The sequence below is a fragment of the Pseudoalteromonas sp. 2CM37A genome (assembly GCF_023161885.1).
Lineage (GTDB): Bacteria > Pseudomonadota > Gammaproteobacteria > Enterobacterales > Alteromonadaceae > Pseudoalteromonas > Pseudoalteromonas atlantica.
This window is the reverse complement of record NZ_JALNTJ010000010.1, coordinates 22,687-46,457: the sequence shown is the minus strand read 5'-3', so window position 1 is coordinate 46,457 and position 23,771 is coordinate 22,687. Positions and strand designations below refer to the sequence as shown.

17 protein-coding genes are annotated in these 23,771 nt (G+C 42.9%); 12 read left to right on the top strand and 5 right to left on the bottom strand.

Annotated elements, in window-relative coordinates; all coding sequences use genetic code 11:
- Window positions 1-42: 42 nt before the first annotated feature.
- A complete protein-coding gene (locus MTF68_RS17005) occupies window positions 43-2,085 on the bottom strand; it encodes a glycoside hydrolase family 97 protein (protein ID WP_248463134.1) in 2,043 nt (680 codons plus the stop codon).
- 159 nt (window positions 2,086-2,244) lie between these two features.
- Between MTF68_RS17005 and MTF68_RS17000 the strand changes: the two genes are divergently transcribed.
- Complete coding sequence (locus MTF68_RS17000; protein WP_096042433.1) at window positions 2,245-2,868, top strand: methylamine utilization protein; 624 nt, start codon at window positions 2,245-2,247, stop codon at window positions 2,866-2,868.
- Window positions 2,858-4,084 carry a hypothetical protein gene (locus tag MTF68_RS16995; protein WP_248463133.1) on the top strand — a complete coding sequence of 409 codons (1,227 nt, stop codon included), beginning with the start codon at window positions 2,858-2,860 and terminating at the stop codon, window positions 4,082-4,084. Before MTF68_RS17000 ends, MTF68_RS16995 begins: the two co-directional genes overlap by 11 nt.
- A gap of 54 nt (window positions 4,085-4,138) precedes the next feature.
- Here the strand turns inward: MTF68_RS16995 and speE are convergent, their stop codons facing one another.
- Window positions 4,139-5,002 (bottom strand): polyamine aminopropyltransferase, encoded by an 864-nt coding sequence (gene speE, locus MTF68_RS16990; RefSeq protein ID WP_248463131.1) that lies wholly within the window; start codon window positions 5,000-5,002, stop codon window positions 4,139-4,141.
- Between the two features lie 197 nt (window positions 5,003-5,199).
- On the opposite strand from speE, the gene speA reads away from it, so the two are divergent.
- The 4 genes from speA to MTF68_RS16970 all read left to right on the top strand — a co-directional run bounded on the left by speA (window position 5,200) and on the right by MTF68_RS16970 (window position 10,225).
- Window positions 5,200-7,080: a biosynthetic arginine decarboxylase gene (gene speA, locus MTF68_RS16985; RefSeq protein WP_029773672.1), complete on the top strand. Its 1,881-nt coding sequence runs from the start codon at window positions 5,200-5,202 to the stop codon at window positions 7,078-7,080.
- A gap of 64 nt (window positions 7,081-7,144) precedes the next feature.
- Window positions 7,145-8,023, top strand: coding sequence for an acyltransferase (locus MTF68_RS16980; RefSeq protein ID WP_054983342.1), 879 nt, complete (start codon window positions 7,145-7,147; stop codon window positions 8,021-8,023).
- A gap of 28 nt (window positions 8,024-8,051) precedes the next feature.
- Complete coding sequence (locus MTF68_RS16975; RefSeq protein ID WP_024033886.1) at window positions 8,052-8,972, top strand: acetyltransferase; 921 nt, start codon at window positions 8,052-8,054, stop codon at window positions 8,970-8,972.
- Window positions 8,969-10,225 carry a mechanosensitive ion channel domain-containing protein gene (locus MTF68_RS16970; RefSeq protein WP_029773670.1) on the top strand — a complete coding sequence of 419 codons (1,257 nt, stop codon included), beginning with the start codon at window positions 8,969-8,971 and terminating at the stop codon, window positions 10,223-10,225. The genes MTF68_RS16975 and MTF68_RS16970 overlap by 4 nt, the downstream gene beginning before the upstream one ends.
- On the opposite strand, the gene chrA is transcribed toward MTF68_RS16970, so the two are convergent.
- Window positions 10,185-11,339 carry a chromate efflux transporter gene (gene chrA / locus MTF68_RS16965; RefSeq protein ID WP_248463157.1) on the bottom strand — a complete coding sequence of 385 codons (1,155 nt, stop codon included), beginning with the start codon at window positions 11,337-11,339 and terminating at the stop codon, window positions 10,185-10,187. The two genes, MTF68_RS16970 and chrA, sit on opposite strands and share 41 nt — an antisense overlap.
- Window positions 11,340-11,554: 215 nt before the next feature.
- Here chrA and MTF68_RS16960 point away from each other — a divergent pair, with 215 nt between their 5' ends.
- Window positions 11,555-12,187 (top strand): OmpA family protein, encoded by a 633-nt coding sequence (locus MTF68_RS16960; RefSeq protein ID WP_004587548.1) that lies wholly within the window; start codon window positions 11,555-11,557, stop codon window positions 12,185-12,187.
- Here the strand turns inward: MTF68_RS16960 and MTF68_RS16955 are convergent.
- The gene (locus MTF68_RS16955; RefSeq protein ID WP_248463129.1) at window positions 12,184-13,962 is read right to left on the bottom strand and encodes an ABC transporter transmembrane domain-containing protein; all 1,779 of its coding nucleotides are present in this window, start codon (window positions 13,960-13,962) and stop codon (window positions 12,184-12,186) included. The genes MTF68_RS16960 and MTF68_RS16955 overlap by 4 nt on opposite strands.
- A gap of 91 nt (window positions 13,963-14,053) precedes the next feature.
- Here MTF68_RS16955 and MTF68_RS16950 point away from each other — a divergent pair, with 91 nt between their 5' ends.
- The 5 genes from MTF68_RS16950 (at window position 14,054) to MTF68_RS16930 (ending at window position 22,800) form a co-directional block, all read left to right on the top strand.
- Window positions 14,054-14,452 carry a DUF3224 domain-containing protein gene (locus MTF68_RS16950; RefSeq protein ID WP_004587550.1) on the top strand — a complete coding sequence of 133 codons (399 nt, stop codon included), beginning with the start codon at window positions 14,054-14,056 and terminating at the stop codon, window positions 14,450-14,452.
- Between the two features lie 180 nt (window positions 14,453-14,632).
- Window positions 14,633-14,815, top strand: coding sequence for a hypothetical protein (locus MTF68_RS16945; RefSeq protein WP_096740269.1), 183 nt, complete (start codon window positions 14,633-14,635; stop codon window positions 14,813-14,815).
- On the top strand, window positions 14,816-15,433 hold the full coding sequence (locus MTF68_RS16940; protein ID WP_004589230.1) for a LysE family translocator: 618 nt from the start codon (window positions 14,816-14,818) through the stop codon (window positions 15,431-15,433).
- Between the two features lie 166 nt (window positions 15,434-15,599).
- Window positions 15,600-18,473, top strand: coding sequence for a TonB-dependent receptor (locus MTF68_RS16935; RefSeq protein ID WP_248463128.1), 2,874 nt, complete (start codon window positions 15,600-15,602; stop codon window positions 18,471-18,473).
- Between the two features lie 22 nt (window positions 18,474-18,495).
- Window positions 18,496-22,800, top strand: a complete 4,305-nt coding sequence (locus MTF68_RS16930) for an alpha-1,6-glucosidase domain-containing protein (protein ID WP_248463127.1) — start codon at window positions 18,496-18,498, stop codon at window positions 22,798-22,800.
- An 86-nt stretch (window positions 22,801-22,886) separates the two neighbouring features.
- Here MTF68_RS16930 and MTF68_RS16925 read toward each other — a convergent pair whose 3' ends face one another.
- A complete protein-coding gene (locus MTF68_RS16925) occupies window positions 22,887-23,636 on the bottom strand; it encodes a MipA/OmpV family protein (protein WP_248451835.1) in 750 nt (249 codons plus the stop codon).
- Window positions 23,637-23,771 lie beyond the last annotated feature (135 nt).

Genomic DNA, 23,771 nt, shown 5'->3' with positions numbered 1-23,771 from the left:
GTGCAGAGTTGGCTATTTCCATAACGTTAATAGTATTAAAACTTAAAGTGCTTTAAAGCGGATTGCTGTACCACCACTTGTTGCTAGTTTTAAAGTTAGCTTGTCGTTTGCGCTAACAATGCGCTTTTTGATATCTAAATCGTACGGATTGTTTTTCCATTCAGCGTTTTTACCGTCTTGGTATATGTGCGCTTCAAACTTTTTACCCTTTTCTAAAAAGTCGAGTTTTACCTCAATAGTTCGGGCTTTTTCGTCGGTTACGGCGCCTAAGTACCAATCGTTTCCTGAGTATTTATCGCGTTTACGCTCTTTACGGGCAAAAACAATAAAGTCGCCCACTTCGCCATCAAGCGCAATACTTTGCTGCCAATCGGTTGGTACGTCTTGAATAAATTGAAATGCATCAGGCTTGGCTAAATAGTTTTTAGGTAAGTCGGCGGCCATTTGAATTGGGCTATACAGCACAACATAAAGTGCAAGTTGCTTGGCAAGTGTTGTTTGCGGGCGGTTTGTATCATCGCCTAAGCCATTAAAGCCCATATCGAAAATGCCAGGGGTAAAGTCCATAGGCCCTGCCAGCATACGGGTAAACGCCAGCATAGGAATGTGCTCTGGTGGGTTAGGTGGCGTGCCCCATGCATTAAACTCTTGGCCGCGTGCCCCTTCGCGCGCAATCCAGTTTGGGTAGGTACGGCGCAGGCCGGTGTCTTTTATCGGCTCGTGGGTGTTAATACTAATTTTATGTTTAGCAGCCAGCTTTACGTTGTAAAGGTACTCGTTAACCATAAATTGGCCGTCGTGCCACTCATGACGGGCAATGCCGTTTTCGTCTATGCGTTTTATGTTACCGCCATCCGCTACATAGCCCGTTTTAACTTGGCTTACGTTTGATTTTTCGTAAAGGGCAAAGGCATCCTCCATTTGGTCGCGATAGTTACTTACATTACCCGATGTTTCGTGGTGGCCAATTAACTGCACGCCTTTTTGTTTGCCGTATTGAGTAAGGGCCGCTATATCAAAGTCGTCGTAGGGTTGTGTAAAACTAAATACATCGCCATTAAAAAACCAGTCACCATCCCAGCCTATGTTCCAGCCTTCTACTAGTACGCCATCAAAGCCATATTCTGCGGCAAAATCCATGTAGTACTTAGTGGTTTGTGTAGTGGCCCCGTGTTTTTCGCCGCTGCCCCAGGTTTGCGTGTTTATATGCATGTCCCACCAAATACCCACGTATTTGCCAGGTTTTACCCACGACACATCGCCTAGTTTATTAGGCTCGTTTAAATTTAATATTATGTCTGAATTGACTAAGCCTACCGCGCTGTCGGCAATTTGAATGGTGCGCCAAGGGGTATTAAACGCACCTTGTTTTTTAACGGCAATGCCGTCTGACCACGGTGTTAAATCGGCATTAAAAGTGCCTGGGCGGCGCTGATTAAGCACCATGCCTGCGTAATCCACTAAGGCTGCTTCATGAATGCTTATATGGGTACCGTCATGGGTTTTTAAGGTAAACGGCGTGTGTGCAAGGGGGACGTCATTTAATGCAGTGGTGTTGTAAACGTATTCGTATCGGTTCCAGCCGCGGGCGGGTATCCACCAGGCGGTGGCATTGTTGTTATTGTTAATGGCAAATTCGGTGAGCTCTTTGGTAATGTGTGTTTGCTCAAAGCCTGCTTGTTTTGGTACTTCGTATCTAAAGCCAACGCCACTATCAAAAGCTCTAAAGCGCACTGTGTAGGTTGCACCATTAGGCTCGTTTTTTGTAAACGTAACCGCAACTTCGTTGTGTTTATCAGTAACCGTTTGTCGCTCGCCCCAAGGTTGTTGCCACTGGGTACTTACGCTTTGCTGCTTAACATGGGTAATTTTAAAACCATCTCTAAATGCGGCTTGGGTTTTAAATTCAAAACCCAGGCGCGATGCGTTTATAGCTGGTTTGTTTTTAAAGCTAATAGCGTAGCTGGGTGTGCTATTTTCATCTGAAATAGTCACTTTTATTTGTGAGTTTGGTGATTCAACTACAGCGGTTTGTGCAAAGCTATTGCCAGCAAACGCCAGTAGTAAAAGTGCGGATGTTCTCATTGTGTGTCCTTTGATGAGTCGGTGGTGACCTTTAAGGATAATGGCAGTGAGTTGTTAATACGACTGTCTACATACGTATTCAATGTTTTAAAAAATAGAAAGAATTTAACGGTTTAATCGGTCTATAATGTAAACAAATTGATAATAGTGATTAGCCCCATGATAAAACCCTTACTAAGTGTGTTACTGCTATGTATGAGTACTTGCGCAGCAGCAACAACAATAACTATAAAAAATGCCAATAATCAGCCTTTAGCAAATGCGGTTGTGTGGCTAAGCGGGGCATCAATTCAGGCCGGCAATCAAGAAAGTAAAACCTACGCAATGAGCCAACAAAACCGCGAGTTTACGCCGCGTACGTTAGTTGTTCCGCAAAATGCAAAGGTAGAGTTTCCTAATGCCGACTCTATCATGCACCACGTTTATTCGTTTTCTAAAGCTAAAACCTTTGAGCTGAAACTTTACAAAGAGCAGCCTAAAGCCCCCATAACGTTTGATCAAACTGGGGTGGTTGAGCTTGGCTGTAATATTCATGACTGGATGCTGGGCTATATTGTGGTGGTTGATAGCACCGTTTTTGCAATTACCGACGACAACGGTAGGGTTAATTTAACTGCCCCTAATGGGCAATACAGCATGAGTGTATGGCATTCTGGCTTTAGCGATATAAGCAACGTAGAAACCCACAGCGTTAATGTAAGCGAGTCACCTTTACACTACACCGTAAAGCAGGCCATAGCCGAGCAAATAGACTTTGCTACGGATGAATTTGATGACTATTAAGCGCAAAAATACAGTATTACTTGGCTTACTTTTTATGAGCCTACCGGCTTTTTCGCAGGTTAAAGGGCTTATTCAGGTACGTGCGGTTGCAAGCGACGATACACAAAGCTTTCAAGATGGCGGTATTGGTTTATATCGCCATGGAGATAGCAGTGATAGCATTTTGTTATCGCAAGGAATTATAGACTTTAAGGCCGATTTAAGTAGCGTCTGGAGCGCACATGCCGTTGTTAATGCTAATCAAGAGCCGAAAACCACATTAGGTTTAAGCCAAGCGTATTTCCAGTATCAGCCGTTAGTAAATAGCCGTTATAAATGGCATGTAAAGCTTGGTGGGTTTTACCCTAGTATGTCGCTAGAAAACCCCGATATAGGCTGGGCCTCGCCTTACAATTATACTAATTCGGCCATAAACAGTTGGCTTGGCGAAGAGCTTCGCACCATAGGTGGTGAGCTTAGCATTAAGCGCCCAGGTAAACGTTTTAATTCTAAGCATAGTTTTAGTGTGAGCGCTGCTATTTATAAAGGGAACGACCCAACAGGGACGTTGCTATCTTGGCGCGGCTTTGCGCTGCACGACAGGCAAACAACATTTAACGAAAGTGTACAATTTGCACCTATTGCGGCATTAAATAGTGACGAATTACGTTGGCAAGCTAACCAAGTGCTGCCTTTTGAAGAAGTAGATGGCCGCTTTGGCTACTATGCCGGTGTGCATTGGGATTATTTAAAACGCTCGCAGTTTAGGTTTTATTATTACGATAATAACGCCGAGCCCAGCATTTTTAATCGCACAACAGGGCAGTATGCTTGGCATACTCGCTTTAGCAGCTTAGCGTGGTTATATAAATTTACAGGTAAAACCCGTTTGATTGCCCAGCTACTCGATGGTAAAACCGAAATGGGGGCTAATAAGCTTATTTATAACCGTTTTTATAGCCATTATTTAATGCTCAGCCATAAAGCGGGTAAGCATAGGTTATCGCTTAGGTATGATTATTTTAAAGTAGATGACGATGACACCACCGCGTTTGACCCTAACGCCAGCCACGGCGAAGGCTTAACAGCTACGTGGCGTTACCAATTAACCGATACGCTACAAATAGGTGCTGAAGGCTCGGCGCTGCATAGCTTTGTACAAAATAGGCCGGGTAGTGGGTTTGCTCAGCGAATATCGCAGCAGCAAATTATGCTCAACGCTCAATGGCGTTTTTAAAGTACAAAAAAGGGAGCTTTTAAAGCTCCCTTTAAGTTTCAAAAAAAGTGTAAATTATTTTTTATCAAATGCGCGTTTCATAAAATTTGGTGTAGCAAGTGCGCCGTGATGAATACCGCTGTTGTAGTATTCGCTTTGCTGTGCAACTTGCTCGGCATCGGCTTCTCTAAAGCCATCAAATGCTTGTGATTTACGAGCAAGCGTTACTGACCATAAACCGCTTGGGTAAATTGGCTGTGGAAATGGCAGTGTTTGTAAGTCGTTAAAGCCCACACTTAGCATGGCCTCGCGCATTTCTACTAGCAGTGGCATATGCATTAATGGCGATTCGCTTTGCTGCACTAAAATACCACCAGGGCGTAATGCATTTAAGCAGCTAGTGTAAAACGCGTGGTTAAATAATCCCTCGCCTGGGCCTACAGGGTCTGTACCATCAACAATAACAACATCAATAGACTCGCCCGCAGCGTCACGCATGTATTTTATACCATCATCAAACATAACAGTTGCGCGTGCATCGTTGTTAGACTCACAAAGCTCTGGGAAGTATTCTAACGACATTTGCGTGACTACTTCGTCTATATCTATTTGCGTTACGGTTTCTACACCTGGGTGTTTTAAAACTTCACGTAATGTACCGCAATCGCCGCCGCCAATAATTACCACGTTTTTAGGATTTGGGTGCGCTAAAAGTGCAGGGTGGCTAATCATCTCATGGTAAAAAAAGTTTTCGCGGGTAGTCACCATAGTACAGCCATCGATGATCATTAAATTACCAAAGTCTGTGGTTTCGAACATTTCTACCTTTTGAAAAGGAGACTGTTTTTCATCCAACTTTTTGTTGATACGTAATGAAAATGCGCTGCCATCGCGGTCGCTAATTTCTGTAAACCACTTACTTTGATCTAAATTTGCCATAGTTGCTTTTACACTTTTTAAGTTGAGTATGAAAAAGGGGCAATTCTGCCAGTGCTTCGCGTTTTGCTCAATGAAATTTTAACTGCTTTGCCAATAAAGTTAGCCAGTATCGAGTTAAAGTTCAATTTTTGTTAGCGTAGGGGGTAGTGACGTATTAAAATGCGCCTTTATAGCTAATTGATTAAAGAAGAGTTGCCATGACTTGGGGTTTAGAAACAGCACGCGCTACATATAATGTTGCTCATTGGAGCGATGGCTATTTTGATATTAACGCACAAGGCGAGCTGGTTGCTTACCCAGATGGTGACCAATCTAAAAATGCGATTTCTTTAACGCAGCTCACAGAGCAATTTAAGCAGCAAGGTTTAACATTGCCGGTATTGGTGCGCTTTACCGATATTTTAAAAAATAGAGTAGATACACTCACCCATGCATTTACCTTAGCGCGCAGCAGCCGCGAGTACCAAGGCAAGTACACGTGTGTATACCCTATTAAAGTTAATCAGCAGCGCTCGGTGGTCAGTAAACTATTGGCGCACCCAAGTGGTTTAGTTGGCTTAGAGGCCGGTTCAAAACCTGAGCTTATGGCAATTTTAGGGGTAGCCGATAAACCCATTACTATTGTGTGCAATGGCTATAAAGACAGTGAGTTTTTACGTTTAGCCTGTATTGGCCAAGCCATGGGGCACAGCGTTAAAATAGTCGTCGAAAAACTCTCAGAGCTGACAACCTTACTTGAAGAAATAGATAACCTAGGCATAGAGCCTGCCATTGGTATACGTATTCGCTTAAACTCAGTAGGCAAAGGTAAGTGGCAAAATACCGGGGGCGAAAAAGGCAAATTTGGCTTAACCGCAGGCCAAGTGCTTAGTGCTGTTGAGGTGCTTAAAAAGCATAATAAATTGCATTTAATGCAAATGGTGCATTTTCATATTGGCTCTCAAATTGCCAACATACGCGACATACACCGCGCCCTGCGGGAATGCGCGCGCCACTTTGCTGAACTTACCCAGCTAGGAGTGCCGCTTAATACCGTTGATGTAGGCGGTGGCTTAGGGGTTGACTACGAAGGCTCAGGCTCACGCAGTGCTTGCTCGATGAACTACACCGTTGAAGAATACGCACGCAATGTAGTTAATGCTTTTGCTGAGGTGTGCGACCAACATCAACTTACGCACCCAGCCATTATCACCGAATCAGGGCGTGCTTTAACAGCGCACCACGCGGTGTTAATTACCGATGTGATAGACGTAGAAAAAGCGCCAAATCATCCAAATCCAGAACCGCCACTTAAAAACAGTGCGTTAGTGCTTGATGAAATGTGGCAGTGTTTACAGCGTTTAAACCCGCGTATGGCGCTAGAGATTTACCATGATGCGATGCACTTATTTAGCGAAGCGCACGACCAATACGTGCATGGGTTAGTAAGCATGCTAGAGTGGGCGAAAATAGAGCAATTATATTTTACTATTTTGCACCGAGTACGCGCATCACTTAGCAATAACGCGCGTGCGCACCGTGAGGTACTTGACGATTTACACGAAAAGCTAGCCGATAAGCTATTTGTTAACTTTTCACTGTTTCAGTCGCTACCTGATGTATGGGGCATTGAGCAGTTGTTTCCGGTTATGCCTATCGAAAATTTAGATAAACCGCTTACCCAGCGCGCTATTATTCAAGATATTACCTGTGACTCAGATGGGCAAATTCGTGAGTACGTAGAAGGCGCGGGCATAGAGACCAGTTTACCTATACCTGAGTACCAACATGGCGAGCAATACCATATAGCCATGTTTATGGTAGGGGCTTACCAAGAAATTTTAGGTGATTTACATAACTTATTTGGTGACACCGACTCAGTGCATGTAGAGCTTAACGACGACGGTTATGTATTAACCAATGCCATTAAAGGTGATAGCGTTAAGGATGTATTAAAGTTTGTTGACTATGATAGCGCCATTTTGGCACAAAACTTTGAATTATTGGTCAACAAGCTAGCAGTGTCTGAGCAGTGTAAAGCAGGGTATTTAGCCGAGCTTAATGCCGGGCTTGAAGGTTATACTTACTTCGAAGATTAACCGTACACTCTCAGAATTAAAAGCGTCGCTGTTTGGCGCGCATTGTTTAAAGGAAAGTAAATAAATGTCAGTAATCCGCAGTGTATTAAGTATTATGCTTTATACAATAAACACACTTATTTGGTTTGTGCCTATTTTTGTTTGTGGGCTATTAAAATTAATTCCTATCAAGCCTATGCAAAAGCTTTTAAGCTGGGTTGCTAAACAGTGTGCCACTATTTGGGTGACGGTTAATAGCATTAACCAACGCTTATTCACGCCAACAAAAATTAACGTTACCGGCCTTGAAGAAACTAAATTAAAAGACTGGTACTTAGTGATTGCTAATCACCAAAGCTGGGTAGATATATTAGTACTGCAACGTGTATTTAATCGTAAAATACCTTTTTTAAACTTTTTTTTAAAAAAAGAGCTTATTTACGTGCCAATTTTAGGTGTGTGCTGGTGGGCGCTCGACTTTCCATTTATGACCCGTACCAGTAAAGCACAGCTAAAAAAGAACCCAAAGCTACGTGGCAAAGACATAGAAACAACCCGCAAAGCCTGCGAAAAATTTAAAGAAATGCCAGTAAGCATTGTTAACTTTGTAGAAGGTACACGTTTTACTACGCAAAAACATGCTCGCCAAAATAGCCCTTTTCCGCATTTATTAAAGCCAAAAGCAGGCGGGATCGCATTTGTAATGCAAGCCATGGGTGAGCAAATCTCTAAAGTGGTTAATGTGACCATTCATTACCCCGATGGCATCCCTACGTTTATGGACTTTGCCGGCGGCAAAGTGAAGCAAATTAATGTGCATGTAGACATTCGCCCAGTAAGCGAGGAGTTGATTGGTGATTACACTGGCGACTCTGAGTTTAGAGTCGGCTTTCAAAGTGAATTAAACCGTTTATGGGAAGAAAAAGAGCACACGCTTTTGCAGCTCGAACAAAACCATAAATAATAAGGTAATAAAAAATGGGCTTACAATTATGCTAAAAAAGTGGTTACCAAATTGGCTCAACGGCTTAATTGTAGGCTGCGTGATTTTTTCAAATGTAATCATTTTTGGCACCTTAGTATTACTGCTAGGGTTAATAAAGCTTGTCCTGCCTTTTTCTATAATTAACACCATACTGCATAGCGTGTACCGAGGCTGGTGTAATGGCAATCGGTTTGGCTTGTGGCTGGGCTGCGCCAACATAAAAGTAAACATAAACGGCGATGTAAATTCAAAAAGTTGGTACTTACTAATTTGTAACCACATGAGCTGGTTAGATATTGTGGTACTTAGCTCAATTAATGTATTACCAGCACCAAAGTTTTTTTTAAAAGACGAATTAAAGTATGTGCCATTTATTGGCTCTGGTGCATGGGCTATGGGCATGCCTTTTATGAAGCGCGTAACTAAAGCGCAGCTTGCTAAAAACCCCAAGCTTAAAGGGCTAGATGTTGAGCGTACCAAGCAAAGCTGTCGTAATTTTAGGAATAATCCCACCACCATAATTAATTTTGTTGAAGGCACCCGCTACACGCACGCAAAGCATGCAAGCCAGCAAAGCCCGTTTAAACATTTACTCAAGCCCAAAGCGGGCGGGATTGCCTTTGCACTTGAGGTACTTGGCGAGCAATTTGACGCCATGCTAAATACCAGTGTGGTGTACAGCGGCAGCACAAGCCATGTTTGTCGTAATATTTTAAAGGGCGAGCTTGATTCAATTTATGTTTCTATTGACGTAGTTGCTATAAACCAGCAAATGTTAGGTAGTTACCAACACGACAAAGCATTTAGAAGCCACTTTCAAAAGTACGTTAATGAGCTATGGGTTGCTAAAGACGCGCAACTTGCCAGCATTTATGCCCAACACGATTTACCTGAGCCACCCATTTGTAAGGAAATAGAAACACTATGACCAATACCCACCTGCAGGAGCTAATCGCTCCTTGGTTTGAAAAAGTACCCGACGCAGATTTTTTAAGTGCAATTACTGCAGCCTCTATTGGTGTTTTTTCGTTGTTAGTGGTGTATTTATTTACACGCCGATTAATGCTGCCAGGCATTCAAAAAGTGGTAACTAAGTTATCTCCAGAGCGCATAGGGTTACTTTCTCCATTGCTCACAAAACTTAATAAGCGCATAGCCGGTATGCTATGTAGCGTGCTTTTTTTAGCAACCTTCGACAGCGTTTACCCTGTTAATGAGCTCAGTGCCGAAATACTAAAAACCATTGGCCAAGGTATATTAATTATTCATGTAGGCTTTATTTTTAGCAGCATTGTAAGCATTGCCGGCGCTATTTATAACCAGCTAGATTTTGCCCGCGAAGTGCCAATTCAGGGCTTATTACAAGTTGTTAAGCTGATCACCTTTATTGTGTGTGCAATTTTAATAGTCAGCATTGTGCTTGAAAAATCGCCTACCTATATTTTGTCGGGTTTTGGTGCGATAGCCGCTGTTACTTTATTGGTTTTTAAAGACACTATTTTAGGCTTTGTAGCCAGTATTCAAATTGCGGCAAACCGATTAGTTACTTACGGCGATTGGATTCAAGTAGAAAACTACGGTGCCGACGGTGAAGTAATAGACTTGGGGCTAAACACCGTAAAAGTGCGTAACTGGGATAACACCATTACGACTATTCCTACTTATATGCTGGTAGCAGGGTCGTTTAAAAACTGGCGAGGAATGCAAGAGTCTGGCGGCCGACGTATTAAGCGCTCGCTTAATATTGATATGCACAGCATATGCTTAGTAAGTGACGAATTTAGAAAACAAATAGATGCAGCTATACCACTGCACGAATATATACGTGTTGCCTCGTTGCCTGATCCGGTCTCTAACTTAGGCTTGTTTCGCCGCTACGCCGAGGGCTATTTAAAGCAGCATAACAGAATAAATACCTCACTTACGCTTATGGTGCGTGAGCTACAACCAATGAACCACGGCTTACCAATTGAGTTTTATTGCTTTAGTGAAGACAAACGCTGGATATCTTACGAGCATTTACAAGCCGAAATTATGGATCACTTATTGGCAGTGTTGCCAGTATTTGGCCTTAGAGCGTATCAAAGTGTTAGCGGGCAATTAAGCCCGCCTAATGCACAGCAAACCGATAAGCCGACCTTTAAAGTAATGGCAAATAGTGCTGAACAAGGCCCACACTAACAAATAAAGCTAATAGCCACCAAATAGGTGGCTTTTTCATTCTTAGCCATGCAAAAGCGGCAATAACCAGTGCAACCTGCCATAGGTTGTGAACGGCTGATGTCCAAATAGGTGAGTACAAAGCCGCCGCTAAAAAGCCAACTACGGCAGCGTTAAGCGCCGCAATAGAGCTTGCAAAGCGAGGTTTACTTGCCAGGTTTAACCAGCTTTTTTGAAACGCCAGCATTAATAAAAAACCCGGAGTAAAAATAAGTAGGGTTGCTGCGATGGCCCCTATTAAGGGTTGCTCTGAAGTGAGTTGCGCGCCTAAGTAAGTGGCTATTGTAAACATGGGGCCAGGGATAGCTTGAGCACTGGCATACGCACTTAAAAATTGATCGTTACTTAGCGCTGGTACGCCAGCTTGCAATACAGGCAATACCACATGCCCGCCTCCAAATACCATAGCGCCCGCTTGGTAAAAAGGAGCAAACAAAGCAAGGTCATCACCTAAAGGTATAAAGCTAATAGCGAGTAGTAATACAAATAAGCCTAAAGGGAGCCACCTAAACGCGCTTTTGGTATCTGCTTTAGGCTCAGTCTGGGTGTTGAGCTGTAACAGAGGCCAAATTGCGCCTATAGCAGCGGCACTCACTAAAATAGCTATTTGCGTGCCAAGTAAAGGAAATAGTAATAAAGCCAAGGTACTCATTACTGCGATAAGCTTGAGCGCAGCGCTGGTACAAAAGCTTTTTGCCATAGTGAGTGTTGCATCGGCCACAATAACAACCGCAAACAGTTTTAAGCCCGCAATAATAGCAAAGTAAACAGCATCAAACTGATGCGCGCTTACCGCTAATAACAACATGATTAAAAAAGACGGTAAGGTAAAGGCTATAAATGCGGTAATGCCACCAATAACTCCCGCGCGCTCAACACCAATTGCAAAGCCCACTTGGCTTGAACCAGGCCCGGGCAGCGCTTGGCTTAAACTAATAAGCTGCGCGTAGCGGGTATCGCTTAACCAGTTTAGTGTGTCTACAAAGTGGCGTTTAAAATAGCCTAAATGGGCAGCAGGGCCACCAAAACTCATGCAGCCAAGTAAAAAAAACTGTCTAAAAATAGCGACTAACATTGAGCTCATATCCTTTTTTAAAGTTCATTAAATTGTCACAAAGGAGTATGACACTTTTATTAAATGCATACATTAATTCGTAATCTACAAATAATACCAATCCACTTAATTAAGTGGATTGGTATAAAGCGAACTGCTTTTAACATGCTCTTCATAGTTTGTTCATACATGTATTTGCATACTCGCTTTATAATTCTTAATGAATAGGACATCACATGACTTTAACTAAATCACTTTTAAGCGTAACCGTAGTAGCTGTATTACTAAGTGGTTGCGAAATGAACAACACAGGCAAAGGCGCCGCAATTGGCGCAGCCGCAGGTGGCGTATTAGGTAAAGCAACGGGTAATCATAAAGACAAGCGCATCTTTATTGGTGCTGCTATTGGCGCACTAGCTGGTGCTGCTGTAGGTGATTACATGGATAAGCAAGAAGAAGCGTTTCGTGATGAACTAGCAGGCTCAGGGGTTGAAGTTGTACGTGAGGGCGATAACTTACGTTTGGTTATGCCATCTAACATTACCTTTGCGACAGACCAATCTTATATTTCATCAGGCTTTAACGATACCCTAAACGCCATTGCTAAAGTAATGAACAAATACGAAAAAACCTACCTAAGCGTGGAAGGCCACACAGATAGCACAGGTAAAGACAGCTACAATATGAATCTGTCGCGCGAGCGTGCGCAAAGCGTTAAAAATTACTTAGTAAACCAGCAAATTATGGCCGCACGTATTAGCACTACAGGCTACGGCGAAACCCGCCCAATAGCCACTAACGATAGCGCCAACGGCCGTGCTCAAAACCGCCGTGTAGAAATTCAAATAGTGCCAAACACAGAAGGTTAGTTTTTGTTGAACTGCAATTCACAAAGACGCTGATACAAAGGGGAGCTTGCTAGCAATTGCTGGTGGCTCCCTGTTGCTTTTATTTCACCATTTTCCATCACCACAATCGCATCGGCATGTTTAACCGTTGCCAGCCTATGGGCAATAATTAACGTTGTTCTGTTTTGCATTAAGTGCTCAAGCGCGGCTTGAACGTGGTGCTCACTTTGCGCATCGAGTGCACTGGTGGCTTCATCTAAAAGCAGTATTTCTGGGTCTTTTAAAATAGCGCGTGCCAATACAATACGCTGCTTTTGCCCACCCGAGAGTCTTACGCCTTGCTCACCTAAAAAGCTGTTATAACCTTGCGGTAATTGCTTAATAAATTCATCGGCATGAGCATGTTTTGCGGCCGCATATACTTGCTCGTCAGTGGCGTTTGGGTTGCCGTAACGAATGTTATGCATTACATCTGAGCTAAATAAAATAGGGTTTTGTGCCACCATGCCCATTTTGTCCCTCAGGGTGGTAAGCGATATGTCTTTAATATTTACATCATGAAATTTAATCGCGCCGAGAGCAGGGTCGTAAAAGCGCTGTAGTAATTCAAATAACGTAGTTTTACCTGCGCCAGAGGGGCCTACAATAGCCACTGTTTTACCTTGCTCTATTGTTAAACTTATTTTGTTAAGTGCGCTTACATCGGGGCGAGATGGGTAGTTAAAGCTAATATTTTCAAGTGCAATGGCGGGGCTGTCAGTCTTTATTAATAGCTTTTCGTCTTGTGGAGTGACAGGGTTTTCTATTTCACTTTTAACGGCCAGTAATTCAAGTAGGCGCGCTGCTGCCCCAGCTGCACGTTGTAGCTCGCCGTAAACCTCGGCTACGGTAGCCACCGACATGGCCACCATAATGGCGTAAAACACAAATGCACCTAGCTCACCGCCTGTCATAGTGCCTGCCAGTACGTCGCTGCCGCCTACCCAGAGCATTACGCTAATCGCACTAAAGGTTAAAAATATTACCGCAGCAATTAAAAAAGAGCGCTGTTTAATACGGCTTTTGGCAACGTTAAAGGCTTTTTCGGTTTCAAGTGCAAAGGCGTGTTGCTCACGCTGTTCGTGGCTATAGCTTTGTACCACTTTAATATTTTGAATGATCTCGCCGGCATATGTGCTTATATCGGCTATTGCATCTTGGCTAGAACTTGCAAGTTTGCGAACCTTTTTGCCAAATACCATCATCGGCACTAATACTAGCGGCACACACGCAACAACGACAAGGGTAAGCTTTAAGTTAGTCACTAATAGCATTACCAAGCCACCCACTAACATTAATGCACTGCGCAGCGCCATAGAAAAGGAAGAGCCAATAATCGATTGCAGCAAGGTGGTGTCGGTTGTTAAACGCGACATAAGCTCGCCACTGCGGTTTTCTTCAAAGTAACTTGGGTGCAAGGTAACAATGCGATTAAACACCGCTTTGCGAATATCGTTACTAACTCGTTCGCCAATCCACGACATTAAATAAAAGCGGCTAAAGGTGCCCACGGCCAATAAACTAATTAAACCAATAAGCACTAATACAGCTTGTTGTAGCTGCGCTTGGGAGCCAGCAATAAAGCCATGATCTATGACAAACTTAACCCCTTGGCCCAATGATAAGTTAACACCAGCGGTGACTAAAAGGGCGCCAAGTGCGGCCACTACCATCCATTTATACGGTTTAATAAACGCAAAAATAGGTAATAAACTACTAAAAGCGGCTTTTTCGGGCTTAGGGCTTGTTTTTGACATAGTGGATTCTTTTTAAAGGTTAAGGTATAGATATGGCACTAAGATAATAAAAATCAATACTTTTAAACATTAGCATCAATAAGGAAACGTTATGACTACTGCAACCGTAAGTGGAGAATTTAATGTAAATCTGGCCCCAATAGAAGGCTACGCAAGCGGCCAAAACGGCGTTAATTTAGGGCGTATGTCGATAGATAAAACATTTAAAGGTAGCTTAAATGCCACCAGCCAAGGCGAAATGCTAAGCGCCATGACTCCTACACAAGGCAGTGCCGGTTATGTTGCTATAGAGCAAGTAATAGGCGAGCTTGAAGGTAAAAAAGGCAGCTTTGTATTACAGCATTTTGGTACTATGGATAAAGGCCAAGACAGCCTAATTTTAAATGTAATTCCCGACTCAGGCACTCATGAGCTAGAAGGGTTAACGGGCAGTATGAAAATACGTATTGAGCAAGGGATTCACTACTACGATTTTGAATACACCTTATAATACCAATCCGCAATATTACTTAATCATTTTGCGGGCCTAAACGTGTCGCTACCTGCGTTAAAAAATTCTAATTTAGAACAACTAAATAGCGAATTTTTTGCCTAGCTATCAACACGTTTTTCCGTCCTCAAAAAAGATCACTTAAATAAGCGAATTGGTATAAGATACACAAGGATTAAAATGCAAAAAGTAATCGAATTTAGAAAGACCCGTTTTTTGGGTGGCGTAGATATAGCCGCATTGAATGACCGCATACAGGAATTAAATCAAGATGGCTGGAAAGTAATAAACGCAGTGCCAATAACCGGTTTTTATGGGCAAGTGCACGGTTATACATTACTTATTGAAATTGACGAGCTTTAAATGACATTTACAGTATGGTTAAGCCTAGCGGCTATTTGTATGATGGGGGCAATGTCGCCAGGGCCAAGTTTAGCGGTGGTTTTAAAGCACTCACTTAACGGCAGTATGAAAAACGGAATGCTTGCTGCGCTCAGCCATGGTACTGGTGTGGGGTTATACGCAGGTGCATCGTTATTAGGGCTAGGCGCTTTAATGATGCAGTTTCCGACTGTTTATCAAATACTGGTGTATTTAGGCGCAGCTTATTTGGCGTATTTAGGTATAAAAATATTGCTAGCAAAACCGAGCAATAACGAACTTGAAGTACAAAAAAGTGAAGTAAGTGCTGGCCAAGCTTTACAAGATGGCTTTGCTATTGCCTTTTTGAACCCCAAGCTCGCTATTTTCTTTTTAGCTTTGTTCTCGCAGTTTATTGACCCTCAGCTACTTACTTTAAGCGTGGGTATAATTATGTGTTTAACCGTGTTTGTAATTGATACCGGCTGGTATTTGCTGGTGGCGTTGCTGACAGAGGTTTCAAAAAATCGCTTTGGCTTTACCAAGCAAAGTCCGTGGCTTGATAAAATACTGGGAGTCGTATTTATTGCCCTTGCGATAAAAGTGGTGCTAAGCCTTTAAATCGCGTTCCCGATGCAGGGGCGCGTGCCTATATGCCCCTGCAGCCTAACCCTCATGCCCTGCATACGTATTCATCACATTAATTTTACCTTTTAGTTACAATTTGTTGGTTGTGTTTTAAACAACACAGCAACACCTGACAACAATAACTCAAAGGTTCACACACATGGACAAGTTTAAACTAAGTGCACTTATGCTGGCTTTATTTGCCGCTAATAGTGCATTGGCTGCAAACGAAGACTCAACAAATCAATCACCCAGCACACAAGCTGAAGATTTAGAAATTATTGAAGTGCGCGGCTTTAGTCGCAGTTTAATCCAATCTTTAAACCAAAAGCGATTTAGCGATACGGTGTCAGAACAAATTTCTGCTGATGATTTAGGGGCACTGCCTGATATTTCAATGGCCGATGCACTTACCCGATTACCGGGTATTTCAGCTGTGCGTACTGGTGGGCAGGCTGCACAAATTAATATACGCGGGCTGTCGGGCGGCTTTGTATTTTCAACACTTAACGGTCGTGAGCAGGTATCTACAAGTGGTAGCCGCAGTATTGAGTTTGACCAATACCCATCAGAATTAATTAGCTCTGCGGCGGTATATAAATCGCCAAAGGCATCGCTTATAGAAGGTGGTGTGGCAGGTACGGTAGAGCTTGAAACAGCCAGCCCACTCAATAATGATCAAACGCATAAATTTGTAGCTAATGTGCGCGGTATGTATAACGACCGTGCATCTGAGGTATCGGATGCCACTGAGTTTGGTGACCGAATTAGCTTTTCGTATCAAGGTAAATATTTAGACGATACATTAGGTGTAGCACTGGGGTTTGCGCGTTTATTTCAGCCAAGTGTAGCAACACAGTTTATTGGCCTTGCATACAACGATAGAAAAGATGTTGATGGCGTACCAAACGACACAAATGGCCCCATAGATAGCCCAGAAAGTGAATACATTAGCGAGGGCTTTGAGCTACAGCATTTAGGCGGTGAAGAAACCCGTAATGGCTATTTGGCTGCCATAGAGTGGGCACCGGTAGATAATTTTAAATTAAAAGGTGATGCGTTTTTATCGCGCTTTGATAAAGAGTCATTTGCCCGCGGTTTTAGGGTTAAATTAGGCGGCCCATCTGCAGCATACGCAAATGCGCAACTTGATGGTAATGCTGTAATTGGTGCTGCTGTTAATCGTACTTCGAAAAGTTATACCCGTGTTGAAATAGTGAATGACGACAACCAAGATTTTGACGAAGTAGACAGCTTTGGCGTTAATGCCGATTGGCAAGTAACCGATAGACTAAATGTTAATGCTGATGTAGCGCTTTCTCGCGCAACAAGTAATTTTAGAAACGGTTTGTTGTGGAGCTTAGTAGCTGAAGATGCCAATGCAGAAACGCCAGTATTTGATAACAACGTTGCAATTAACTATCAATTAAATGGCTTAAATTTACCTGACGTTGGGTTTAATCAGGCGGCCGCCTTTAGCGATATAGACCGAGTAATGGTCAGTAAATATGGTATTTACCCTGATCAAACCGAAGATGAAGTAACGGCATTTAGACTCGATTTTAAATACGAGTTAGAAAGCGATATTTTTAGCTCAGTAGAATTTGGTGCACGCTATTCAGATAGAGAATACAGCCGAAAGCGCTCGGTGTTTGAGTACGGTAACGACGGGGCATTTTCAACAACGCAGCCCCCTTTGCGTTTAACCGACGATATGGCATCAGTGGTTGATTGGCAGGGCGACTTTAGTTATTTCCCATCGTATTTAGCCATTGATTTAGATAAAGCACTTAATGCATGGTTTCCAGATGGCACGCCAGAACCCGTTCAAACATGGGGCAATGCCGATGGTGTAGACGATGCGCAAGGTTACACAACGAACTATTCGTGGTCAGTGTTACAAAGCGGCTCGGTGTTTGAAGATGTGCTAGCCGCGTATGTGATGGTAAACATTAACACGCAAATCGCCGGCCTTGACCTATCAGGTAATGTGGGGGTGCGCCGTATTGAAACCGACCAATCAGCAACCGTACTTGAAAACGTAGCAGGCGATGCGCGCTTAGGTGCGCAAAATATTGTTGATGAGAACGGCATTGTAAATAATTTATACGCACCTAATGTATTAGGCACTAAATACACCGACTACTTACCATCATTAAATTTAAACCTGCAACTTAACGATAATTCACTTGTACGCTTTGCTGCGGCTAAAGTAATGTCGCGTGCGCCAATTAACCGCTTAGCGGGCGATGCCAGTGCAAATGTGAGTGATGATGGGATTATTAACGGTTCAAGTAATAACAACCCATTTTTAAAACCCTTTTATGCTGACCAGTACGACTTATCTTACGAATATTATTTTGAAGAAGGTAACGGCACTGTTGCTGCGGCGTTATTTTATAAAAATATAGACTCGTTTGTTGAAATCTTATCAATCGAAAACTTCGACTTTAAAGGCAATGGCTTTAATGTACCTGACTTTATAGAAGATCCAGTTAGTGGCGAGCAAGTTGCCACAACTAACGGTATTTACACCACGGCAGTTAATAACGGTGAAGGTGGCTACATTAGAGGGCTAGAGCTTGCCTATACGCAAGTGTTTAGCTTTTTACCTTCGCCATTTAATGGCTTAGGCGCTAACGCTAGTTACTCATACACCGAAAGTGAAATTGAATCGATTACCAGTTTAGGGGGCGATACATTAGCGCAATCTTTACCTGGGCTGTCTAATAACGTGCTTAATGCCACGGTGTTTTACTCAATGGATGATTTTGAAACCCGCCTTAATGTGCGTTACCGCGATGAATTTGTATCGGAGCAGGTTGCCATTAATGAGCAAGTGGTTAATTTTGATGCCGAAACCGTAGTCGACTTTCAAACCTCTTATCGCTTTAGCGACTCGCTAACAATGCTTTTGCAAGTTAATAATTTAACCGATGAACCAACCCAAAGTTACTTTGGCTCAGAGCAGCGAACAGGGACTACTCAGTACTTTGGTCGTCAGTTTTATCTTGGTTTTACATACAGTCATTAATTAGCAAACGGAGCGTTTAAAAATGAAAATTATAACAATGTCTAAATATTTGCTAATAGCCTTAGGGTTAATGATATTAGCAGGATGTGGTGGGACAGATGAAGTTGAATCTGGTGAACCATTACTTACCTGTAATGTGCCACAAGTCCCTAATGAAGCGGGAACACAATGTGTCGATCCTGAACCTATATCGTGCCCCGCACCTACAATACCTGATGAAAATAACGAAAGCTGTGTGGTTGGCGCCGACCCAACCCTGCCAGACCCTGTGGTATTTGCAGGGGAAGGAGAGGCGGTTTTATTTTATAACCGCCTAGCCGATGATAACTACGAAGGCTACCGATTACATTCGTGGAATAACGAAGTATGCGATGCTTATGCACCGCCATTTGATACCAGCGATTGGGCTAACGGCCATGAATACGATGGTATTGACCCTAACTACGGTGCGTACTGGGTAATTAACCTTAAAGAGGGTTATAACGAATGTGCCAATTTTATTATTCATATTGGTACAGAAGGCACGGGTAAAGCGTTTGGTGATGTGGATTTAACTATGCCGCTGATGCAAGACGATGAAACCTTTCAACGTATGAACTTTACCATTCATGGTGAGCCTTCGGTGTTTGAATACCCTATTTTAAGTTTGGGCGAACGCGCAGTTGCTATAACAGGTGCTTCAGCGCATTGGATTGATTTAAATACTATTTTGTATAAACCAAGTAACGAGCTTACAAGCCTAATTAAGTTGCATTCATCAGCTACGGCTCAGCTTGAAGTGGATATTGATACTGGTTTAAACGGCGATACTGTTACGCTGCAATCAAGCAGTTTAACTGATGAGCAAGCGGCAAAAGTACCGCATTTAACCACTTGGAACGCATACGAAGGAAGTTGGGATACAAACACGGCTAAAGCGCTTATAAAATCGCAGCTTGTTATTGCCGGTTACGATAGTGAAGGTAAGCTGCTAGAAGCAAGCTATGTGCAAACCGCTAAAGCACTCGATGCCCTTTACACACAAGGCGAAGACGATGCTAACGAAGCTGTACTTGGCGTAACTTATGGCAATAACGCGATTGATGTAACTGTGTGGGCACCCACTGCTAATAACATGGTGCTAAACGTGTTTGATGATGCAAAAACACAAGTGCACTCTATACCAATGACATTAAATACACAGACAGGTATTTGGCAAGCAAGTTTAGATATGCAATACGACCGCCACTACTACCGCTTTAATTTTGATGTTTACCACCCACTGACTCAGCAAATAGAGTCGCTTTGGAGTACAGACCCTTACTCACTCAATGTATCTACCAATGGTTTATACAGCCAGCTGATTAATTTAGCCGATGATGACACTAAGCCAGAAGGCTGGGATGAGCGTATCGTGCCTACTATTACTAACCCAGAAGATGCGGTTATTTATGAAGGCCACGTACGTGATTTTAGTGTGCGTGATCAGTCAGTAAGCGAAGCAAACCGCGGTAAATACCTTGCATTCACTGAACTTGAAAGCGTGCCAATGCAGCACCTTAAGCAATTAGCAGATAAAGGCTTAACACACTTTCATTTACTGCCAGTGACTGATATTGGCACCATTGAAGAGGATGCCTCACAGCGTGTGGAAATTACAGACACCTTAGGTAAATTATGTGAGCGTATTAACGATGAAGCTGATGCATGTAAAATCGAAGATAAAAACAGCACCATTGTCGATATTATGCAAAGTTACCTACCTGGCTCAGACGATGCACAAGCATTAGCCAGTGCGATGCGTGATTTAGATGGCTTTAACTGGGGTTACGACCCGCATTACTTTATAGCTCCTGAAGGATCGTATGCCTCAAGCCCAGAGGGCATTGCCCGCGTTAAAGAAACCCGCGCTATGGTGCAATCACTGCAAGAAGTAGGACTTCGTGTTGTACTGGATGTGGTTTATAACCACACAACATCATCGGGTATTTGGAATAAGTCGGTATTTGATAAGCTAGTACCGGGTTACTACCATCGCTATAACGAAGTAAGTGGTGAAATAGAGCGCTCAACGTGTTGTGAAAATACAGCTACAGAGCATGTAATGATGGATAAGTTTGTTACTGATTCATTGGTTGTTTTAGCGCGTGAATTTGGCTACGACAGTTTTAGATTTGATGTAATGGGGCATATGCCTAAATCATCAATATTAGCTGCGCGTGAAGCCGTGCAAGCAGTTGACCCAGATAACTATTTTTACGGTGAAGGCTGGGATTTTGGTGAAGTAGCTAACAATCGTTTATTCACACAAGCTAAACAGGCTGATATAGCGGGCTCAGAGGTGGGTACATTTAACGACCGTATTCGTGAAGCCGTGCGTGGTGGTGCAATGTTTAGCAATAACCCGACAGATGGCAACCTAGCTGAACAAGACACGTTACGGTTATCGCTGGCGGGCAACTTACAAAATTACATTTTAAAAGACTTTAAAGGTAATTCATCTAAAGGTAATAGCTTTACTTGGAACACTCAGCCAACGGCGTATGCACTAGACCCAGCGGATAGCATTCATTACGTATCAAAACACGATAACGAAACACTGTGGGATCAGTTGCAATACAAACATGCATCAAGCATGAGTATTGAGCAACGTGTGCGCGCGCACAACATGGCATTATCTATTCCACTTATGAGCCAAGGCATTCCTTTTATGCAATTAGGCGCTGATTTACTGCGTTCTAAGTCAATGGATCGTGATAGCTATAATGCCGGTGATTGGTTTAATGCTGTTGATTTAACCAAAGAGAATAATAACTGGAACATTGGTTTACCAAACGCAGAGAAGAACCAAGAAAAATGGTCTGAAATTATGCCTATCTCTGCTAATCCAGATGCACAGGCAATGCCGCAAGACATAGCTTATGCAGGCGATGTATTTAACGAGTTTTTACAAATACGTAGCAGCAGCCCACTATTTAGATTAACCACAGAGCAAGATGTCATTGAGCGAGTGGGTTTTCATAACGTAGGTAAAGCGCAGCAACATGGCTTAATTGTAATGAGCATTGATGATGGCGAAGAACTCACAGACTTAGACCCAGCATTTGACGCACTTGTTGTGGTGATTAACGCAACCGAGCAAACCCTTAGCCATACTATTGCCACTGCAGCGGGTTTTGAATTACACGACGTATTAAAAAACAGTGTTGATGCAAGCATGGCCAGCGCCAATTTTGCCCAAGGCGATAACGAAGGCACATTTACTGTACCGCCTTACACATTAGCTGTTTTTACTAAAAACCAAGGTGAGAGCCAAGGTGTTGGTTTAAGTGCAAATGCGACCGTAGGCGCGCCTGATGTAGTACCTTATGGCAGCACCGCTGTGTTTGTGCGCGGAACTTTAAACGACTGGGGCACACGTGATGTATTTGAATATATTGGCGAGGGTGAATACCGTATAGCAATTGCGCTAAGCGCTGGCGACTACGAATTTAAAATTGCCTCAGAAGATTGGTCTACAGTTGATTTTGGTGCGCTTACTGACGCTGATAAAGATGTAGTTGAAAATCAAAGTGAGCCATTAACGCGCTCAGGTGCAAACATGACCTTCAGCGCTGCCATTGATGCAACCTATGTATTTTCGCTTGATGCTTCAAACCCAGAAAATCCAACGCTTACTTTATATAACGAAGAGCCATTTGTAGGCACGGCTATTTATGTGCGCGGTACGCTTAATGACTGGGGAGTAACCGATGAGCTAAGTTATAAAGGTAAAGGCATTTACACCTTTACTAAAACACTGAGCGCTGCAAGCTATGAATTTAAAGTAGCGTCAGAAGATTGGAGCACGGTTGATTATGGCTCGGCTGAGGGAGATGCCAGTGTAATGGTTGGCACCGCTGAGCAGTTGTCGGTTGCGGGCGCGAATATGACTATAGACATTGCCGAGCAAGGTGAATACCAGTTTATATTTGACGCCAGTGATTTAAATAACGTAACGCTAAAAGTGCTCAACGGCGAAATGTTTGCACAAACACCGGTGTTTATTCGCGGCAGCTTAAATGACTGGAGTACCGATAACCCGCTTATGTACGAGGGTGATGCAATTTACTCTGCTTCTATTGAATTAGAGGTAGGCGACTACGAATTTAAAGTAGCGTCTGAAGATTGGAGCACAGTGGATTACGGTGGAGCAGGCGATACGCCGGTAGTGGTAATTGATGAACTAACACCACTTGAAGCGGTAGGCGCCAACATAGCACTGAATATTACCGAACAAGGTACCTACACGTTTAATGTAATAGGCCCAGATAGAGAAAATGTAAGCATACTTATTAATAAGCAGTAGCAGTTATATTTTCCCAAACCTAAGCCGAGCATAGCCCTGTATGCTCGGCTTTTTTAATGCTTAATTAATGCCTAACAAAGGGGGGATTAAAAACGATAGTTAACCGACATCATCACAGTCGTGGTGTTATCGGTATCAATAATGGGTGAGTCTTCAATATCAGAATCGAGCTGCTTATAGTTAACCATGGCATTTACGTTCCAGTTTTTATTAATGTAATACATTAAAAATAAACCCGCATTGTAGTTAACCGTAGAACTAAGTTCGTAAGGCGCATAGGTGGTAGATTCGCCCTGTGCTACACCATAATAATAGTTAGATACATCACTGCTATTTAGCTCAACACCCACAGAAGGAATGAGCATTAGTTGTTTAGATAATTTAATAGGGTAACTGTAATTGCTTTTAAATTTAGCGCCATCGCCGTGGCCTATTACATCATGGGTAGCACTGGCGCTTATTTTACCAAAGCTTGCAGTGTAGCTAACCTGCGTGCCTGCGTAGAGTGATAGCTTTCTATCGTCTAAGGCTTTTATGGCTGCAAGGTCTGAATCTGAGGTATTAAAGTTATCGCCTGGCTCTAAAACTAATGACCAGTTAAAACCTTGCTGCTCCACTAATTTATAATCAAGCGACAAACCTTTAAAACTAAGCCTTTCGCCTTCGTAAGTAATGATAGGTAAAAATAGCGTTTCACTGTCGGTACCTGCATAAGGTGAGCTGGTAGAAATGACACCGCCCCCTAATGAAAACTGCGACTCAGCTTGAGCAGTAATACTGCCAAGTGCAAGTGTGCCAACTAATAACCGTAGTGAGTTTTGTATATAAGTGTTCATAGGAGCCTTGGTGTTAAGTAAAAAGTGAAAATTGTTTGCGATAAGTAAAGTGTGCCGCAACGCTATTAGGCTTTAGTGTAGCTATATTTTTGATTGGCGTTTGTAAGAGAGTGTATGAAAGTTTATCTGAATGTA

What these genes read in the sequence shown, in the direction of transcription:
- MTF68_RS16945 (WP_096740269.1), top strand. Translation starts at nt 14,633, where the DNA reads ATGCAAAAAGTAATCGAATTTAGAAAGACCCGTTTTTTGGGTGGCGTA.
- chrA (WP_248463157.1), bottom strand. Translation starts at nt 11,339, where the DNA reads ATGTTAGTCGCTATTTTTAGACAGTTTTTTTTACTTGGCTGCATGAGT.
- MTF68_RS17000 (WP_096042433.1), top strand. Translation starts at nt 2,245, where the DNA reads ATGATAAAACCCTTACTAAGTGTGTTACTGCTATGTATGAGTACTTGC.
- speA (WP_029773672.1), top strand. Translation starts at nt 5,200, where the DNA reads ATGACTTGGGGTTTAGAAACAGCACGCGCTACATATAATGTTGCTCAT.
- MTF68_RS16970 (WP_029773670.1), top strand. Translation starts at nt 8,969, where the DNA reads ATGACCAATACCCACCTGCAGGAGCTAATCGCTCCTTGGTTTGAAAAA.
- MTF68_RS16960 (WP_004587548.1), top strand. Translation starts at nt 11,555, where the DNA reads ATGACTTTAACTAAATCACTTTTAAGCGTAACCGTAGTAGCTGTATTA.
- MTF68_RS16995 (WP_248463133.1), top strand. Translation starts at nt 2,858, where the DNA reads ATGACTATTAAGCGCAAAAATACAGTATTACTTGGCTTACTTTTTATG.
- MTF68_RS16935 (WP_248463128.1), top strand. Translation starts at nt 15,600, where the DNA reads ATGGACAAGTTTAAACTAAGTGCACTTATGCTGGCTTTATTTGCCGCT.
- MTF68_RS16955 (WP_248463129.1), bottom strand. Translation starts at nt 13,962, where the DNA reads ATGTCAAAAACAAGCCCTAAGCCCGAAAAAGCCGCTTTTAGTAGTTTA.
- MTF68_RS16975 (WP_024033886.1), top strand. Translation starts at nt 8,052, where the DNA reads ATGCTAAAAAAGTGGTTACCAAATTGGCTCAACGGCTTAATTGTAGGC.
- MTF68_RS16925 (WP_248451835.1), bottom strand. Translation starts at nt 23,636, where the DNA reads ATGAACACTTATATACAAAACTCACTACGGTTATTAGTTGGCACACTT.
- MTF68_RS16930 (WP_248463127.1), top strand. Translation starts at nt 18,496, where the DNA reads ATGAAAATTATAACAATGTCTAAATATTTGCTAATAGCCTTAGGGTTA.
- speE (WP_248463131.1), bottom strand. Translation starts at nt 5,002, where the DNA reads ATGGCAAATTTAGATCAAAGTAAGTGGTTTACAGAAATTAGCGACCGC.
- MTF68_RS16980 (WP_054983342.1), top strand. Translation starts at nt 7,145, where the DNA reads ATGTCAGTAATCCGCAGTGTATTAAGTATTATGCTTTATACAATAAAC.
- MTF68_RS17005 (WP_248463134.1), bottom strand. Translation starts at nt 2,085, where the DNA reads ATGAGAACATCCGCACTTTTACTACTGGCGTTTGCTGGCAATAGCTTT.
- MTF68_RS16950 (WP_004587550.1), top strand. Translation starts at nt 14,054, where the DNA reads ATGACTACTGCAACCGTAAGTGGAGAATTTAATGTAAATCTGGCCCCA.
- MTF68_RS16940 (WP_004589230.1), top strand. Translation starts at nt 14,816, where the DNA reads ATGACATTTACAGTATGGTTAAGCCTAGCGGCTATTTGTATGATGGGG.